The organism is Tardiphaga sp. 768_D3_N2_1 (assembly GCF_052076105.1).
Taxonomy (GTDB): domain Bacteria; phylum Pseudomonadota; class Alphaproteobacteria; order Rhizobiales; family Xanthobacteraceae; genus Tardiphaga.
Map to the genome: position 1 here is coordinate 2,790,821 of NZ_CP197245.1, position 17,608 is coordinate 2,808,428.

Annotated in this window: 17 protein-coding genes; 4 read left to right on the top strand and 13 right to left on the bottom strand. The window is 63.1% G+C overall.

Features of this window, described 5'->3' with window-relative positions; all coding sequences use genetic code 11:
* Nucleotides 1–83 precede the first annotated feature (83 nt).
* Entirely contained in the window at nt 84–1,559 is a 1,476-nt protein-coding gene (locus tag AB8A27_RS12965) for an MFS transporter (protein ID WP_441242260.1), read from the top strand.
* Nucleotides 1,560–1,562: 3 nt separating this feature from the next.
* On the top strand, nt 1,563–1,817 hold the full coding sequence (locus AB8A27_RS12970) for a hypothetical protein (protein WP_441242261.1): 255 nt from the start codon (nt 1,563–1,565) through the stop codon (nt 1,815–1,817).
* A 103-nt stretch (nt 1,818–1,920) separates the two neighbouring features.
* On the opposite strand, the gene AB8A27_RS12975 is transcribed toward AB8A27_RS12970, so the two are convergent.
* Both AB8A27_RS12975 and AB8A27_RS12980 read right to left on the bottom strand, forming a co-directional pair.
* Nucleotides 1,921–2,631 (bottom strand): RlmE family RNA methyltransferase, encoded by a 711-nt coding sequence (locus AB8A27_RS12975; protein WP_441242262.1) that lies wholly within the window; start codon nt 2,629–2,631, stop codon nt 1,921–1,923.
* A gap of 89 nt (nt 2,632–2,720) precedes the next feature.
* A complete protein-coding gene (locus AB8A27_RS12980; protein WP_441242263.1) occupies nt 2,721–3,800 on the bottom strand; it encodes a Ppx/GppA phosphatase family protein in 1,080 nt (359 codons plus the stop codon).
* Nucleotides 3,801–4,006: 206 nt separating this feature from the next.
* Between AB8A27_RS12980 and AB8A27_RS12985 the strand changes: the two genes are divergently transcribed.
* Nucleotides 4,007–6,379, top strand: coding sequence for a xanthine dehydrogenase family protein molybdopterin-binding subunit (locus AB8A27_RS12985; RefSeq protein WP_441242264.1), 2,373 nt, complete (start codon nt 4,007–4,009; stop codon nt 6,377–6,379).
* 84 nt (nt 6,380–6,463) lie between these two features.
* Here the strand turns inward: AB8A27_RS12985 and AB8A27_RS12990 are convergent, their stop codons facing one another.
* The 11 genes from AB8A27_RS12990 to AB8A27_RS13040 all read right to left on the bottom strand — a co-directional run bounded on the left by AB8A27_RS12990 (nt 6,464) and on the right by AB8A27_RS13040 (nt 16,889).
* The gene (locus AB8A27_RS12990; RefSeq protein ID WP_441242265.1) at nt 6,464–6,886 is read right to left on the bottom strand and encodes a hypothetical protein; all 423 of its coding nucleotides are present in this window, start codon (nt 6,884–6,886) and stop codon (nt 6,464–6,466) included.
* Between the two features lie 91 nt (nt 6,887–6,977).
* On the bottom strand, nt 6,978–7,511 hold the full coding sequence (locus AB8A27_RS12995) for an REP-associated tyrosine transposase (RefSeq protein WP_441244901.1): 534 nt from the start codon (nt 7,509–7,511) through the stop codon (nt 6,978–6,980).
* Between the two features lie 152 nt (nt 7,512–7,663).
* Nucleotides 7,664–9,784, bottom strand: a complete 2,121-nt coding sequence (locus AB8A27_RS13000; protein WP_441242266.1) for a sodium-translocating pyrophosphatase — start codon at nt 9,782–9,784, stop codon at nt 7,664–7,666.
* A gap of 388 nt (nt 9,785–10,172) precedes the next feature.
* A complete protein-coding gene (gene thiL, locus AB8A27_RS13005; protein WP_441242267.1) occupies nt 10,173–11,171 on the bottom strand; it encodes a thiamine-phosphate kinase in 999 nt (332 codons plus the stop codon).
* A gap of 2 nt (nt 11,172–11,173) precedes the next feature.
* Entirely contained in the window at nt 11,174–11,686 is a 513-nt protein-coding gene (nusB, locus tag AB8A27_RS13010) for a transcription antitermination factor NusB (protein ID WP_441242268.1), read from the bottom strand.
* Between the two features lie 3 nt (nt 11,687–11,689).
* Nucleotides 11,690–12,181 carry a 6,7-dimethyl-8-ribityllumazine synthase gene (gene ribH / locus AB8A27_RS13015; RefSeq protein ID WP_092144206.1) on the bottom strand — a complete coding sequence of 164 codons (492 nt, stop codon included), beginning with the start codon at nt 12,179–12,181 and terminating at the stop codon, nt 11,690–11,692.
* A 212-nt stretch (nt 12,182–12,393) separates the two neighbouring features.
* Entirely contained in the window at nt 12,394–13,008 is a 615-nt protein-coding gene (locus tag AB8A27_RS13020; protein ID WP_441229917.1) for a riboflavin synthase, read from the bottom strand.
* On the bottom strand, nt 13,008–14,162 hold the full coding sequence (gene ribD, locus AB8A27_RS13025; RefSeq protein WP_441242269.1) for a bifunctional diaminohydroxyphosphoribosylaminopyrimidine deaminase/5-amino-6-(5-phosphoribosylamino)uracil reductase RibD: 1,155 nt from the start codon (nt 14,160–14,162) through the stop codon (nt 13,008–13,010). The genes AB8A27_RS13020 and ribD overlap by 1 nt, the downstream gene beginning before the upstream one ends.
* Complete coding sequence (gene nrdR / locus AB8A27_RS13030) at nt 14,159–14,641, bottom strand: transcriptional regulator NrdR (protein ID WP_441242270.1); 483 nt, start codon at nt 14,639–14,641, stop codon at nt 14,159–14,161. The genes ribD and nrdR overlap by 4 nt, the downstream gene beginning before the upstream one ends.
* A 72-nt stretch (nt 14,642–14,713) precedes the next feature.
* On the bottom strand, nt 14,714–16,015 hold the full coding sequence (gene glyA, locus AB8A27_RS13035) for a serine hydroxymethyltransferase (RefSeq protein ID WP_441242271.1): 1,302 nt from the start codon (nt 16,013–16,015) through the stop codon (nt 14,714–14,716).
* Between the two features lie 247 nt (nt 16,016–16,262).
* Nucleotides 16,263–16,889, bottom strand: a complete 627-nt coding sequence (locus AB8A27_RS13040; protein ID WP_441242272.1) for a glutathione S-transferase family protein — start codon at nt 16,887–16,889, stop codon at nt 16,263–16,265.
* Nucleotides 16,890–17,130: 241 nt separating this feature from the next.
* On the opposite strand from AB8A27_RS13040, the gene AB8A27_RS13045 reads away from it, so the two are divergent.
* Nucleotides 17,131–17,499, top strand: coding sequence for a nuclear transport factor 2 family protein (locus AB8A27_RS13045; protein WP_441242273.1), 369 nt, complete (start codon nt 17,131–17,133; stop codon nt 17,497–17,499).
* The last annotated feature ends 109 nt before the right edge of the window (nt 17,500–17,608 follow it).

A 17,608-nucleotide genomic window follows, 5' to 3' on the forward strand; every position in this document is an offset into this window, starting at 1 on the left:
TTGGTGCTAAAGCGCGCCTGCACGCGTCACCGACAGAGTCGCGACGATTTCGCCTGCCGAAATGATCGGGAACCAGAGATCTGATGAATAAAGAACGCCTGATCCCGCTCATCGTCGCCTCCGCTCTGTTCATGGAAAACATGGACTCCACGGTGATCGCGACGTCGCTGCCGGCCATTGCCGCCGATATCGGCACAAGCCCGCTGACGCTGAAACTGGCGATCACCTCTTACTTGCTCTCGCTCGCGGTATTCATTCCGGCGTCGGGCTGGACCGCGGATCGTTTCGGTGCGCGCGCGGTATTCTCGATTGCGATCGGCGTGTTCATGATCGGATCGATCGGCTGCGCGCTATCGCAATCGGTCACGCATTTCGTCATCGCCCGTATCATCCAGGGCCTCGGCGGGGCCATGATGACCCCAGTGGGACGCCTCGTGCTGCTGCGCTCCATCGACAAGAGCGCGCTCGTCAGTGCCATGGCGTGGATGACGGTGCCGGCGCTGATCGGCCCGGTGATCGGACCGCCGCTGGGCGGTTTCATTACCACCTATTTCTCGTGGCACTGGATCTTCCTGATCAACCTTCCGATCGGCTGCCTCGGCATCTATCTGGCACTGCGCTACATCGATCCGATCCGCTCGGAGGATCCGGAGCGCTTCGATCTGCTGGGTCTCGTGCTGGCCGGCATCGGCCTCGCCGGCATCGCCTTCGGCCTTTCCGTCGCGGGCCTCAATCTACTGCCATGGCCGATCGTCGCCGCACTGGTCGGCATCGGCACCGTGTCGATGACCCTCTACGTGATCCACGCCCGGCGCACGGCGTCACCGGTGCTCGACTTCTCGCTGATGCGGCTCGTGACCTTACGCGCCGCCATCGTCGGCGGCTTCCTGTTCCGGCTCGGCATCGGTGCATTGCCTTTCCTGCTGCCACTGTTGATGCAGGTCGGCTTCGGCCTGTCGCCGTTCCAGTCGGGCATGGTGACCTTCGGCTCGGCGGTGGGCGCCATGGGCATGAAGACGCTTGCGGCACGCATCATCCGCGCCTTTGGCTTCCGCAACGTGATGACCGTCAACGCCGTCGTGAGTTCGGTATTCCTCGCCGCCTGCGCGCTGTTCACAGCGACCACGCCGCTGATGCTGATCCTGATCATCCTGGTGGTCGGCGGCTTCTTCCGTTCGCTCGAATTCACCGCCATCAATACGGTCGCCTATGCCGAAGTGGAGACGGCGCAGATGAGCCGTGCCACCACGCTGGTCAGCGTCAACCAACAGCTGTCAATCTCCGCTGGCGTCGCGATCGGTGCCTTCTCGGTGGAATCCACCATGCTGATGCGCGGCATGACCGAATTGTCCGCCGCCGATTTCGCGCCGGCCTTCCTCGTCGTGTCCGCGATCTCGGCAGCTTCGGCCTGGTTCTTCTGGCAGATGCCGGACGATGCCGGCCACGAAATCTCCGGCCGCAAGGTGATCGATATTGCGAGCCGCAAGGGCGAGGCAAAAGCCGCCGTCAAGGCGGCCAGCGAAGGTACCGCGGATGCCAGGGATCAAAAACTGGGGTGAGCTGTGACACGCTCGCAATGGGCCATCGGCATCGCGACGATCGTCCTCACGATCATCGCGGGCGTCGTGTCGTTTGACTATGTGAACAGGCGATTTCCGGCACCAGCTGAACAAGCCGCAGCGCAGGACGCCAAAGAGCAGACCGATCCAACTGCTGCTAAAACACCGGCGGCCTGTGTCGAGCGTGATGGATCGTGGCGCAACTGGTCGTGGCCGAACGTGCCGATGCTGTCGCCGAAGTGCGAGAGCGCAAAGTAAGTCGTCGAGCCGTAGGATGGGTAGAGCGTCTTCGCGAAACCCATCATTATCGGCGCGAAAGGTGATGGGTTTCGCTTCGCTCTACCCATCCTACCGCCCCGACTTAATCGTCGCGGTCGCCCCGCCGCTCGTCACCTGCCACGCCGCGAAAGCCCATCGCCAGCACATAGCGCTCCGACGAGTCCTTGCGGCTCGATGCGGGCTTCACATGTTTCACTGTGGCGAAGTCGCGCTTGAGCTGCGCCATCAGCGCCGCGTCCGCACCGCTCTGGAATACTTTGGCGATGAACGTACCGCCGGGCTTGAGCACATCGGCCGCGAAGGCCGCAGCATCCTCGACGAGGCCGACGATGCGGAGCTGGTCGGTCTTGCGATGCCCGGTGGTGTTGGCCGCCATGTCGGACATCACCACATCGGCGAGCCCGCCCATCATCGCCTTGAGCTTGTCCGGCGCATCGTTATCGAGGAAGTCCATCTGCGCGAAGGTCACGCCGACGATCTCCGGCATCTCCAGCAGATCGATGGCGATCACCTGTCCCTTGCCTTCCGCGGAGCCGACGCGCCTCGCCGCGATCTGGCTCCAGCCTCCGGGAGCTGCGCCGAGATCGACCACCGATGCACCGGGCTTCAGGAAGCGATGCTTGTCGTCCATCTCGATGATCTTGTAGGCCGCACGCGAGCGCAGGCCGTCTTTCTTGGCCTGCTGCACATAGGGGTCGTTGAGCTGGCGCTCCAGCCAGAGCTTCGACGACAGTTTCAGCCTGCCGGCGCTCTTGACCTGGACGCGCATCCGCCCGGTGGTGTCTTTGGCCATGGTCTCGTGCTTGCTTTCAGTGTTCGCGCGTCTCTTAGCACAGCGTGGCGAGGAAACCCGAATATTCGCGTTTCCTCGGGAAAATCGGCTCAGGACGCGCGGATCGCGCCGTCCTCGCGCATCATTTCCACCAGCATGCCCTCGCGCAGCCCGCGATCGGCCACACGCAGCCGCGGCAGCGGGAAAGCGTTCCGGATCGCGTCCAGAATGGCACAACCGCACAGGACGAGATCGGCGCGGTCCGGGCCGATACACTGATTGGCCGCGCGTTCCGCATAGGTCATGTCGAGCAGTCTGGCGATGGTCTCATCGAGTTCGGCGTTGCTGAGCCAGATGCCGTCGATACGCCGGCGATCATAGCGGGCCAATCCCTGATAGACGCCGGCGAGCGTGGTCACCGTGCCCGAGGTGCCCAGCATGTGCATCCCGTCGAGATCACCGGCATGTTCCGCGGCAAACGGCGCCACATGCCTGGCGACCTCCGCGATCATCTGCGTGTAGCTCTCGCGGGTGACGTGCTTGCCGCCGAATTTCTCGGCCAGCGTCACAACACCAAGCGGGATCGACATCCACGCCTTGATCAGCGGCCGGCCCGACGGATTATGGGGATCGCGTTCGATACGCACCAGTTCCGATGAGCCGCCGCCGATATCGAACAGGATAGCGCCGCGGCCCTGCGGATCGATCAGCGGCGAACAGCCGATCACGGCCAAAGCCGCCTCGGTTTCGCGATCGATGATCTCAAGCGTGATGCCGGTCTCGCGCGCCACCTGATCGAGAAACGCGTCCGAATTCGACGCGGCGCGGCAGGCTTCGGTCGCGATCAGCCGCAGCCGCTGCGCATCCCGCGCGCGGATCTTGTCGCGGCAGATGCTGAGCGCCGAAATCGCCCGGGCAATCGCCGCGTCGCTGATGACGCCGGAGGTCGAGACGCCCTCGCCCAGCCGGATGATCCGTGAAAACGAATCGACCACGCGAAAGCTGTCGCCGGTGGGACAGGCGATCAGGAGGCGGCAATTATTGGTTCCGAGATCGAGCGCGGCATAGGTGTTGGCGCATGCGGCTTCGCGCGCGCCATCGGCCATTGCAGCAACTAGTCCCTGCACACCCTCGCTTGGCCGAGCGATCTCCACTGCATGGCCACCGCGAAGCCGCGTGTCATCATCCATTCAATCTGTCTTTCCGCGACCGTTCCGGCCGAGATGGAAATATTCTTTCACGGAAAGTTTAGCAGGGCACAGGATCAGCGCAACCTTGGCGCAGCCCCATGCCCAATCGTGCGTTGTCGTACAGCTAACGCTGCCTTATCTGAGGGGGCCGCAGAGGCGCCAGACCGCGCCAAATCCTGAAATCATCCATATTTGACGGATTCACCATGCAAGATTTTACCGGCTCACCCGTCGACAACACGATCGCCATGCAGAAATACGGGGTCGGCCAGCCGGTGCGGCGCAAGGAGGACGACACTCTCGTCCGCGGCAAGGGTAAATACACCGACGATATGAACCTGCCCGGCCAGCTTTATGCCTGGATCGTCCGCAGTCCCCATGCCCATGGCGTGATCCGCGGGATCGATACCGAGGCCGCCAAAGCGATGCCGGGTGTCCGCGGCGTCTGGACCGGACGTGATCTCGAAGCCGCCAATTACGGCCCCTTCACCTGCGGCCTGCCGCTCAAGAGCCACGACGGCACCCCGCTGTTCCAGACCAATCGCCATGCCCTGATGACCGACAAGGTGCGCTATGTCGGCGATCCCGTCGCCTTCGTCGTGGCGGAGACCGCAGCGCAGGCACGCGATGCCGCAGAAGCCGTCGTGCTGGATATCGACGCCCTGCCCGCCGTCACCGACTGCGAAGCTGCAACCAGACCCGGCGCACCACAGCTCTATGATCACATCCCGAACAACGTCGCACTCGACTATCACTATGGCGACACCGCAGCCGTAGAAGCTGCATTCGCCTCTGCTGCACATGTCACAAAGCTCGACATCGAGAACACCCGCGTCGCGGTGGTCTCGATGGAGCCGCGCTGCGCGCTCGCCACTTACGAAAAATCCGGCGGCCGCTACGTGATCCAGGTGCCGACCCAGGGCGTCGCCGGCAACCGCAACACGCTGGCCAAGAACCTCAATGTCGCGCCCGACAAGGTTCGTATCCTGACCGGCAATGTCGGCGGATCGTTCGGCATGAAGAATATCAGCTATCCCGAATATATCTGCCTGCTGCATGCGGCGAAGGAACTGGGCAAGCCGGTGAAGTGGCTCGACGAGCGCTCCTCCAGCTTCCTCTCCGATAGCCAGGGCCGGGCACAGGACATCCATGCCGAACTCGCGCTCGACAAGGACGGCAAGTTTCTCGCTGTGCGTCTGAAAGGCTACGGCAATCTCGGCGCCTATATCACCGGCGTGTCGCCGAGCCCGCTGTCGCTCAACACCGGCAAGAACCTCGCCAGCGTCTACAAGACGCCGCTGCTGTCGGTGGACATCAAATGCGTACTCACCAACACCACGCTGATGGGCGCCTATCGCGGCGCCGGGCGCCCGGAGGCCAATTACTTCATGGAGCGGCTGATCGATCGCGCTGCCGATGAGATGGGCATCGACCGTTTCACACTGCGCAAGCGCAACTTCATCAAGCCGTCGCAACTGCCTTTCGCCGCCGCGTCCGGCGTCACCTATGACAGCGGCGACTTCCAGGGCGTGTTCGACAAGGCGCTGGAAATTTCCGATCACGCGGGCTTTGCGAAGCGCAAGAAGGACAGCCGTAAAAACGGAAAACTGCGCGGCATCGCCGTCGGCTCCTATCTCGAAGTCACCGCGCCGCCGTCAGGCGAACTCGGCAAACTGACCTTCGGCGAGGACGGCACCGTGACGCTGACCACCGGCACTCTGGATTACGGCCAGGGCCACGCCACGCCCTTCGCGCAAGTGCTGTCGGCCCAACTCGGCGTGCCGTTCGACGCCATTCGCCTGGAGCAAAACGACAGCGATCTCGTCCGCATAGGCAACGGCACCGGCGGCTCGCGCTCGATCACCGCATCGGGCCAGGCCATTGTCGAAGCCTCGGACCTTGTCATTGCCAAGGGCAAGGCGGCCGCTGCGCATCTGATGGAAGCATCCGAAGCCGATATCGAGTTCAAGGCGGGCCGCTTCACCATTGCCGGCACCGACCGCTCCATCGACATCATGGAACTGTCGCAGCGGGTCCGTGACGGCAAGATGCCGGACGGCGTGCCGTCGTCGCTCGACGTCGACCACACGTCATCCGATGTCCCCTCGACCTTCCCGAACGGCTGCCATGTGGCCGAGGTCGAGATCGATCCGGACACCGGCGTCTTGACCATCGTCAACTATGCGGCGGTCAACGACTTCGGCACCATCGTCAATCCGATGATCGTCGCGGGCCAGCTGCATGGCGGCGTGGCGCAGGGCATCGGCCAGGCACTGATGGAAAAAGTCAGCTACGACGCATCGGGCCAGCCGATCACCGGCTCGTTCATGGACTATGCCATGCCGCGCGCCGGCGATATTCCATTGATGCAGGTCGGCGATCATCCCTCGCCCGCGACGACCAACCCGCTCGGCACCAAAGGCTGCGGCGAAGCCGGTTGCGCCGGCTCGCTCTGCACCATCGTCAATGCGGTGGTCAATGCACTCAGCGATTACGGCGTCACCCATATCGACATGCCGCTGACCCCCGAGCGCATCTGGCGCGCGATCCAGGACGGAAAGCAAAGCAAGGCGGCGTAAGCCAGACCATCTCAACAAAAAGCCCCGCGATCACATCGCGGGGCTTCTTGATTTCGTATGCACTAACGAGCGATCGGAGGCAGACTAGCTCTTCGTCCCGTATTTCCGCGCGAAATCACGCCCGGACTTCGCGATGCAGACCGCGGCCTGGCTCTGATACATCGACCCCTCGTTCTTCTCCGCGATCTTGTCGCATTTCGCACGCGCCTTCTCATAGGCGGCTTTCGTGGCGGCGACTGCCTTGGGCAGAAAGCGCGGTTCGCATTTCGACAGCACGATGGTGGACAGCGCGTTATCGCCTGACGAGCCAAGCAGGCACAGCTCCAGAATCCGGTATGCGCCTTCGCAGCTGAACTCGGTTTTTATCGCGGCGGTGACGGCCTGGGGAAAACCGCCGGCTTTCGTGATGGCGGCTTCGGAGACCGGGCATTGTTCGGCCGCGATGGCCGGTCCGATCAAGAATATGAAGAGAGCCGAAAGCGCCGTAGCGATAGTAAACCTAGTCATTCCAACGAGTCCCCAAAACGAATATCTAGAACTGCAGCATAGCAAGATGTTGTAGGATGGGTAGAGCGCAGCGAAACCCATCGCCACACGATCAACGCTCACCGAAACCATGCTGGTCGCCCACAGCCTCACCACCCCAGTCTTCCGGATAAGACCCTGAACGCACCATGCGGGCAAAAGACGAATACGGCCAATCGCGCACACGGCTTACATGACCGTGCTTGACTGGATTGAAATGAATGTAGTCGCAATGACGTTCGAAATCGGTCTCGTCGCGCAGCGTGTGCTCCCAGAAGCGCCGCTGCCAGATGCCACGTTCACCCTTGGCGATGCGGCTGTTCGAGATCATTTCATCTGCCGGCAACGTCCGCGAGAACGAAGCCTTGATTTGCCGCCAGCGCGTTGAAAAATCTGAATCATTCTCCGGCAATGTCCAGATTGCGTGGAGATGTTCGGGCAGAATGACAACGGCATCCATAACGAATGGATGCCGTTGCTGCACGTCGCGAAAAGCGTTCCGAAGCGCATCGATACGGTCAATCAGCAGCGACGAATGGCGGTCGTTGAGCGTGACCGTAAAGAAATAACAGCCGCCCTGCTGGAAATTGCGTCGATACTCCGTCATCGCAGCACTGCCGTGAGGTGATGGGTTTCGCTTCGCTCTACCCATCCTACACAGCGACCGCAGGATGGGTAGAGCGAAGCGAAACCCACCGCCTGAAAAGAAAAATCCCGCGGCTTGCGCCGCGGGATTTTTGCATTCGGCATCGCGGTCGTCTAGTGCGCCAATATCGCCAGCAACAACAGCGCCACGATGTTGGTGATCTTGATCATCGGATTCACCGCGGGGCCAGCCGTGTCCTTGTAGGGATCGCCGACAGTGTCGCCGGTCACCGCGGCCTTGTGGGCGTCGGAGCCCTTGCCGCCGAAGTGGCCGTCCTCGATATACTTCTTCGCATTGTCCCACGCGCCGCCGCCCGAGGTCATCGAGATCGCCACGAACAGACCTGTCACGATCACGCCGAGCAGCATCGCGCCAACCGCCGAGAAGGCCGCCGACTTGCCGGCCGCGCCGCCGCCGGCGATGGCGTAGATGATGAAGTAGACGACGATCGGCGACAGCACCGGGAGCAGCGACGGGATGATCATTTCCTTGATCGCCGCGCGGGTCAGAAGGTCGACTGCCTTGCCGTAATCCGGCTTGTCGGTGCCCTGCATGATGCCCGGCTTCTCGCGGAACTGACGCCGCACTTCCTCGACGATGGCGCCGGCTGCGCGGCCCACCGCCGTCATGCCCATCGCGCCGAACAGATAGGGCAACAGGCCGCCGAACAGCAGGCCGACAACCACATAGGGATTGTTCAGCGAGAAGTCCGGCAGCACGTCCTTGAAGTACGGATACTTCGCGGCATTGGCGATGAAGAATTTGAGATCTTCATTATAGGCCGCGAACAACACCAGTGCGCCGAGGCCCGCCGAGCCGATGGCATAGCCCTTGGTGACGGCCTTCGTGGTGTTGCCGACCGCATCGAGCGCATCGGTGGCCTTGCGGACTTCCTTGGGCAGTCCGGCCATTTCGGCAATGCCGCCGGCATTGTCGGTGACCGGGCCGAAGGCATCAAGCGCCACGATCATGCCGGCCAGCGCCAGCATCGTCGTGGTGGCGATGGCGATGCCGAACAGACCCGCGAGGCTGTAGGTGACGAGAATGCCGGCGATGATGACGATCGCCGGACCCGCCGTCGCCTCCATCGAGATCGCAAGGCCCTGGATGACGTTGGTGCCGTGACCGGTGACCGACGACTGCGCGATGGACTTCACCGGGCGATATTCGGTGCCGGTGTAGTATTCGGTGATCCAGATGATCAAGCCAGTGACAACCAGACCGACGACGCCACATTGGAACAATGCAAGGCCGGTATATTTGACACCCGCCAGCGGGCCGAAGCCGACCAGCCAGTGAATGGCCAGCGCGACACCGAACAGCGACAGCACGCCGGTGGCGATCAGGCCCTTGTACAGCGCACCCATGATCGACTGGCTGGCGCCGAGCTTCACGAAGAAGGTGCCGATGATCGAGGTGATGATGCAGATGCCGCCAATGGCCAGCGGCAGCGTCATCATATTCACCAGCAATGGCGAGCTCGCGAAGAAGATCGCAGCAAGCACCATGGTGGCCACAGCCGTGACCGCATAGGTCTCGAACAGGTCAGCCGCCATGCCGGCGCAGTCACCGACATTGTCGCCGACGTTATCGGCAATGGTCGCCGGGTTGCGTGGATCGTCCTCGGGAATGCCCGCTTCGACCTTGCCGACGAGATCGCCGCCGACATCAGCACCCTTGGTGAAGATGCCGCCGCCGAGACGCGCGAAGATCGAGATCAGCGATGCACCGAAGCCGAGCGCCACCAGCGCATCGATCACGGTGCGGCTGTTGGCGGCGAGGCCCAAACCCTGCGTGAGGTAAGCGAAGTAGATGGTGACGCCTAGCAGCGCCAGACCCGCCACCAGCATGCCGGTGATGGCACCGGCCTTGAAGGCGAGCTCGAGGCCGCCGGCCAGCGAACTGGTCGCCGCCTGTGCGGTGCGGACATTGGCACGCACCGAGACGTTCATGCCGATGAAGCCTGCTGCACCCGACAGCACGGCGCCGATCAGGAAGCCGATCGCGACAAGCATACCGAGAAAATAGGCCAGCAGCGCGAAGATCACGACGCCGACGATGCCAATGGTGAGATATTGTCGCTTCAGATAGGCCTGTGCGCCCTCCCGCACAGCCGCTGCAATTTCCTGCATCCGTGCGTTACCCGCATCGGCCTTCAACACAGAACTCGTCGCCCAGATCGCGTAAACGATCGACAGTGCCCCGCAGAGCACGATCACCCACAATGCTGTCATGGAATCTGCCTCAGTCCTTCCTGCCCGGCGCCTTGTTATTTGGCGCATAAAAAGGAGGCCTGCCCAGCACGTGAGGACGGCCTCTCGTTTGACGAGCATGGCAAAATCGGTATCGGCGTGCAACGCTGCCAACGGGCTAATGCAGGATTTTTGGAGCGGCTCTTAACCTCTCCCCGCATCTTGCGCGGGGAGAGGTCGGCGCGAAGCGCCGGGTGAGGGGCATGGCGATGGCCTCTCACCCTCCAGATTTAACGGATCACGAACTGACAAGACGCACCGGATGCAGGCCGGGTGCCCCGCCCCTCACCCGCCGCGAAGACGCGGCGACCTCTCCCCGCGCAAGATGCGGGGCGAGGTTAGTTCCGCGTTTTGTGAGACTTAGAGCTTATCAGAAGTGACTATAGGACAGGCGCTGCAGGACGATGTCCCTGCCCGCCCGGTCGACGAAGCGCGGCGACGACGCACCTGCAACAATCGTCCCGATGACAGTGATCGGCACGCCCGTTTGCTGTGCAGCCTGCGCGAAGGCAGGCATATGATTCCCGGGAATGGTGCAGAGGATTTCGTAGTCGTCGCCACCGGCAATCAGGGTTTCGAGACCGACCACGCCGCGATCCAGTAGCGCCTTCGCGGGAGCGGAGAATGGGATCGCAGGCGCATCGATCACGGCGGAGACACCCGACACGCCACAGAGCTTGGCGAGGTCTCCGGCCAGCCCGTCGGAGACATCCATCGCGGCCGTTGCGAAATCGCGCACCGCCAATGCCAAGCCATTGCGTGGTTGCGGAACGCGATAGCGTGCCACAAGCGCGTCACGCGCCTTGCTGTCATCAGCCAGCGCCGCGGCCACTGCCCCGTTCTTCAGCACCGCCAGACCGAGCGCGGCATCTCCGATCGTGCCACTCACCACCACGCGGTCACCGACCGCTGCGCCCTGGCGTCGGACCATGCGTCCCTCGGGCACGCGGCCGAACGCGGTCACGGAAACCATCAGCGGTCCCGGCGTCGAGACGGTATCGCCGCCGAGCAGCGCGCAGCCGAATGTCGTGATGTCCTCGCCAAGGCCACGCGCGAATTCCGAGAGCCACGCTTCGTTGTGGTCGCGCAGCGCCAGGGTCAGCACGAAGCCGGCCGGCACCGCGCCCTTGGCAGCGAGGTCCGAGAGGTTCACCCGCAGCGCCTTGCGCGCGATGGTGTCCGCGGGATCGTCGGGGAGAAAATGCACGCCTTCGACAATGGCGTCGGTGTTAACGACGATGTCCTCGCCATCCGCCTTCAGCACCGCGGAGTCGTCGGTCAGGCCGAATGCGCCGGGATCGCGCGCCAACGGCTTGAAGTAGCGCGCGATCAGGGAGTCTTCGCCGGATGCGCTGGACCCGGCTGACATGGTCAGTTTCCTGCGCGCGAAAATTCTTCCGCGCGAAACTGCCGGGCGATCTGGTCGAGCACCGCATTGACCATGCCGGTCTCGTCGCCTTCCACGAAGGCATGCGCGACGTCGACATATTCCGACACCACGACACGGCCGGGAATGTCCTTGCGATGTTCCAGCTCATAGGCGCCGGCGCGCATCACTGCGCGCAGGATGGCCTCGATACGCTGCAGCGGCCAGCCCTTGGACAGCGCGTCGTCGATCAGGGGATCGAGCTTGTTCTGGTCGCGCACGACGCCGGATACGATGTCGCGGAAGAAGGCCTCCTCCGCCGGCAGATACTGGTCGCCCTCGATCTCGCTGCCAAGCCAGAAGCTCTCGAACTCGGCGAACACGTCGTTGATACCGGAGCCGCCCACATCCATCTGATAGAGCGCCTGCACGGCCGCGAGACGCGCGGCGCCGCGGCGGTTGGCCTTGCGGTCGCCTTTAGGGATCGGCTTCTTGAAGTCGGCTTTCTTGTCAGCCATGTCTCAGGCCTTCGCCAGACGGCGCTTGATGCGCAGCACCGACAGCGCAGCGCGGGCTGCATCGCCGCCCTTGTTCAATTCGCCGGCGCGCGCACGCGCCCAGGCCTGCTCGTCGGTATCCACCGTGATGATCCCGTTGCCGAGCGGCAGGCGCAGATCGACCGACAGATCCATCAGCCCGCGCGAGGACTCCATCGAGACGATCTCGAAGTGGAACGTCTCGCCGCGTACCACGCAGCCGAGCGCAATTGCCGCTTCGTAAGGCTTGCCGCTTTTCGCGGCAGCATCGACCGCAATCGCGATGGTCGACGGAATTTCCAGAGCGCCGGGTACCGTCAGCACGTCGTAACTGACGCCTGCCGCCTTTAGCTCAACGATCGCGCCTTCCAGCAGCGCATCCTGAATGTCGTCATAGAACCGCGCCTCGACGATCAGGACGCGTGCGCCCGTGATGTCGGTCTGGTCCTGCAAATGAGCGCGTCGCGCGTCTGCCATATCTCAATCCGTTCAAAACGCTGACAATATCCGTTTACGGTGTATGTCAACAATCGCGCGGTTTTAGTCGTGTGCGGCTGCGAAGCCAAGGGCAATACTCGGCAATTTAGCGCCGTCATGCCCGGCGCATGCCGGGTATCCACGTCTTGGCCGTGCACGAAGACGTGGATGGCCGGGACAAGCCCGGCCATGACGGCCGAAAGGTCGGAGCCTTAAACCGGCATTTCGCTGAGCCGCGCCGCATAGCGAGCCATCAGGTCGACCTCGATATTGACCTCGGCCCCCGCCTCCCACGCCTTGCCCAGCGTGGTGACGCTCAGCGTGTGCGGGATGATCAGCACGGCGAATTGCACGTCATCGACGGTATTCACCGTCAGCGACACGCCATCCAGCGTGATCGAGCCCTTGGTGGCGATGAAACGCGCCAGCTCGCGCGTGGTGCGGAAGGTGATCCGCGCCATGTCCGGCAGGTTCTCGCGCGACACAATGGTCGCGATGCCGTCGGCATGGCCGGCGACGATATGGCCGCCAAGCTCGTCGCCGATCTTCAGCGCACGTTCGAGATTGAGCCTGGTGCCGAGCTTCCAGTGCTTCGCCGTGGTCATGCCCAGCGTCTCGGCGGCAGCGTCCACATCGAACCATGTTTTGCCATTGGCCACGCCGGAGCCAACCACCGTGAGGCAGACACCATTGCAGGCGATGGACGCGCCGTCGGCAATGGTGGTCTGGTCGTAGTCGCAGAGAATGCGCAACCGATGCAGCTGGCCCTGTGCGATTTGCTGCAGGCTCTCGATCTCGCCGATGTCAGTGACAATGCCGGTGAACATTAGCTTCTTTCGTAGATGGTCAGAGTGTCGTTCTCGATCGTCTCGCTAGCACGCTGCACGAAGTCCGGCGACCCGGTGATCGCCGATAGCGGCAATGCATCCAGCGCGGCAACGCCGCCCTCGCCGATCTCTTTAGGGCCGCGAAACAGCCAGACCTCGTCGACGAGACCCGCAGCCACGAAGGACGACGCGACCTTCGATCCGCCTTCCACCAGCAGCTTCGTGATCCCCTTCCCGGACAAACTATGCAGCACAGCCGGCAGATCCAGTCCCGGCGGCGGCGCTGTGGTTACCGGCACACGCAGCACCTGCGCACCGGCAGCGCCGAGCGCCATTGCGGCCGGGGCTTCAGAGAGGCTCGATGTCATCACCCAGAGCGGCGTTGTGCGCGCCGAATGCACGAGCTTGCTGTTACCGGAAATGCGCAGCGCACGGTCGAGCACCACGCGGACCGGTGAGCGCTTCGCCATCCCGGGCAGACGACAGGTCAGTTCGGGATCGTCAGCGATGACCGTGCCCATGCCGACCAGCACCGCGTCGCATTGCGCGCGGAGCAGATGCACGCGCGACCGCACCATTTCGCCGGTGACGGCTACGGGCCTGTGACCGGCCGCGGCGATCCTGTCGTCCGGCGACACTGCGAGCTTCAGCACCACATGCGGACGCTTGTCGCGCACGCGGCGGAAATGCCCGGCGTGATCACGCGCGGCTTGTTCGGCACACAGCCCGACATCGACCCTGATACCGGCGGCGCGCAGCCGCGCATGGCCCTGGCCCGCGACCTCCGGATTGGGATCCTCGATGGCCGCCACCACGCGCGCGATGCCCGCAGCGACGATGGCGTCCGCACAAGGCGGCGACTTGCCGAAATGCGAACACGGCTCCAGCGTCACATAGAGCGTCGCGCCGCGTGCGGCTTCGCCCGCCTGCGCCAATGCAACAGGCTCGGCATGCGGACGGCCGTCGGGCTGGGTCCAGCCGCGGCCGATAATCACGCCGTCCTTCACAATGACCGCACCGACGGCGGGATTGGGCCAGGTCCGGCCCTGCCCACGCCGACCGAGTGTCAGCGCCAGCTGCATGAAGCGCAGGTCGGTTGCTTTGGCGTCAGCAGATTTTTGCGCGTATTGATCTTCCAGGATCCGGAAGATCATTTTCGGACCACCACCGGCCGGTCGTCATCGTCGGCATGCAATTCGCCGAGCACCGCCTCGAAATCCTTGGCCTCGCGGAAATTGCGATAGACCGAGGCGAAACGCACATAGGCAACATCGTCGAGGGAGCGCAGATGCTCCATCACGATCTCGCCGATGGTCTCCGAGGAAATCTCCGCTTCGCCGCCGCTTTCCAGCTCGCGCACGATGGCCGAGACCATGGTCTCGACGCGCTCCGGGTCCACCGGGCGCTTGCGCAACGAGATCGACAGCGAGCGCACCAGCTTGTCGCGATCGAACGGCACGCGGCGGCCATTGCGCTTGATCACCGTGAGTTCGCGCAATTGCACGCGCTCGAAGGTGGTGAAACGGAAGTTACAGGCGACGCACACGCGCCGCCTGCGGATCACGGCGGAATCTTCCGCGGGACGCGAGTCCTTCACCTGCGTATCGAGGCTATTGCAGTTCGGACAGCGCATTCCCAACAACCTTCCAAAGACCCGTTCCTGCGCGACCTTCTGACCGCGCAGGCCTTCTAATCGTCGCAGGTCTTACTGATAGATCGGGAAACGATCCGTCAGCGCCTTGACCTTGTCCTTCACGGCCGCTTCCACCAGCGGCGCGCTGCCGTCGCCGGACTGCGCCACAGCACTCAGCACTTCGGCAATCATCTCGCCGGTCGCCTTGAATTCGGCAATGCCGAAACCACGCGTGGTCGCAGCGGGCGTACCGAGACGGATGCCCGAGGTGATCCACGGCTTTTCCGGATCGAACGGCACGCCGTTCTTGTTGCAGGTGATGCCGGCGCGAACCAGCGCCTTCTCCGAGACGTTGCCCTTCAGGCCCTTCGGCCGAAGGTCGACGAGCATCAGATGGTTATCGGTGCCGCCGGAGACAATATCGTAGCCCTGCGCGCGCAGCGTTTCGGCCAGCGCCTTGGCATTCTCGACGACGTTCTTCGCATAGACCTTGAAGTCCGGCTGCAGCGCTTCCTTGAAGGCCACGGCCTTGGCCGCGATGACATGCATCAACGGGCCGCCCTGCAGGCCCGGGAAGATCGCCGAATTCAGCTTCTTGTGCAGCGCCTCGTCATTGGTGAGGATCAGGCCGCCGCGCGGACCGCGCAGCGACTTGTGCGTGGTCGTCGTGGTGACATGGGCATGCGGCACCGGCGAGGCATGGACGCCGCCGGCGACGAGGCCAGCAAAGTGCGCCATGTCGACCAGCAGATAGGCGCCGACGCTGTCGGCGATCTCGCGGAAGCGCTTGAAGTCCCAGGCGCGCGAATAGGCCGAGCCGCCGGCGATGATGAGCTTCGGCTTCACTTCCTCGGCCTGCTTGGCGATCGCATCCATGTCGAGGATCTGGTCGTCCTTGCGCACGGTGTAGTGCACCGGCTTGAACCACTTGCCGGACATGTTGACGGGCGAGCCGTGGGTGAGATGGCCGCCGGCCGCGAGGTCGAGACCCATGAAGGTATCGCCGGGCTGCAGCAGCGCCAGGAACACGGCCTGATTCATCTGGCTGCCGGAATTCGGCTGCACATTGGCGAACTGCGCGCCGAACAGCTTCTTGGCGCGCTCGATCGCCAGCGTTTCCGCAACGTCGACGAATTCGCAGCCGCCATAGTAGCGCGCGCCCGGATAGCCCTCGGCATATTTGTTGGTCATCACCGAGCCCTGCGCTTCCATCACGGCGCGGCTGACGATGTTTTCCGACGCAATCAGCTCGATCTCGTGACGCTGGCGACCGAGTTCACCCTTGATCGCCTCGGCAATCTCAGGATCGGCCTGAGCAAGCGTGGCGGAGAAGAACGAGTCGGGCGCGGAGCCGGTTTTGGCCGAAGTGGTCATCAGGACAATTCTCCACCGCCGCAGCCTTTCAGAGAGGGTGCAGACGGTCACGAGTGGCGATCAGGAAACGGTGCCCCGAATACCATATCTGGCTGGCGAGGCCAAGGTTTTGCGGTTCAAGGCGCGATATTTAGGCAGCGGCAGCATATGCGGCGATAGCACAAGCTGATCGGGCGTTCACCGTCATTCCGGGCTCATGCCGACCGCTTCGCGGTCCTGCCTGCCCCGGAATGACGTTCCGTATGCCCTATTTCGCCAGCCGGTATACTCCGCCCTTCTCGACACTGCGCTGGAACGCTGGGCGGGCATGCATCCGGCCGATCCAGGCGGCCAGATCGGGATAGGCCCCCAGCCGGTCGAAACTGCCGGCGACCTCGGCGACGAAGCTCATCTGGATGTCTGCCCCGGTCAGGCTGTCGCCAACGAAGAATGCGCGGCCCTTCAGGGCACGGTCGGCATAACCGAGATGCCGGGCCATCTCGCTGTCGATCCGCAGTTGCAGCGGCGCCCCGGCCTCTTTCAGGCGCGACACGTAGAGATTGAGCATCAGCGGCAGCATCGCCGAGCCCTCGGCATAATGCAGCCATTCGAGATAGGCCTCGTACTCTGCGCTGCCTTCCGCGGGTCGCATCGCGCCCTTGCCATAACGGCGGATAATGTAATCCACCACCGCCGCAGACTCCGCGATGGTAATATCGCCATCGACGATCACAGGCGACTTGCCGAGCGGATGCACGGCCTCCAGCTCCGGCGGCGCCAGCCGCGTCTGCGCATCGCGCTGATAGGTTGTCAGCTCATAGGGCGCGCCGAGCTCCTCCAGCAGCCAGATGATCCGCTGCGAGCGCGAGTCGTTGAGATGATGAAGCGTGAGCATCGGCGTGTCCTTTGTTGTCCCTGGCCCGATCTGTAGACGCGTCGGCGAGAGAGAGAGCTTCGATGATGACTATTCGGAAGCCCCATCGATTGCGATGATACAGCGAACAAGAAAATCTTCGGGGGCTTTTCCATGCTAGTCTGCCTGGACGGTGACTATCCGTAATTGTGGAGAGGTTCGAGCCCCTTCCCCTCTGCGCCAAACCAAGCCGCCAACCTGAGGCCTTTCGCAGGAGGTTGAGATGGACGATGTACGGGCCGCCCTGGAGCGTCATTGGACTGCATCGGACGCGAACGATTTCGATATCGAACATGACATCTACCATGAGGATGCGATGCTTTATTATCCTCAATCGGGAGAGCGCATCCGCGGTCGGCACAACATTCAGATGAGCCGACTGGTCCAGCCCAACGAGAAACGTTTTACGGTTCGGCGGATTATCGGCAGCGGCGACTTATGGGTCACCGAATTCATCCTGACCTATGACGGCATGCCATCCTACGCGGTGAGCATCATGGAGTTCCACGAAGGACGGGTGGCCAACGAAACGCAGTATTTCGCCGATCGGTTCGAACCTGCAGTCTCGCGCGCGCATCTGGTCGAGCGATAGTTCGAACTTGCAGGCCGCGATGACAGCGCTTCGATGCGCACGTGTAGGATGAGCGCGCTGCCCCGCGCTGGTCATTCCCAGGCAAACCAGTTGATTTGCCGGGGAATGA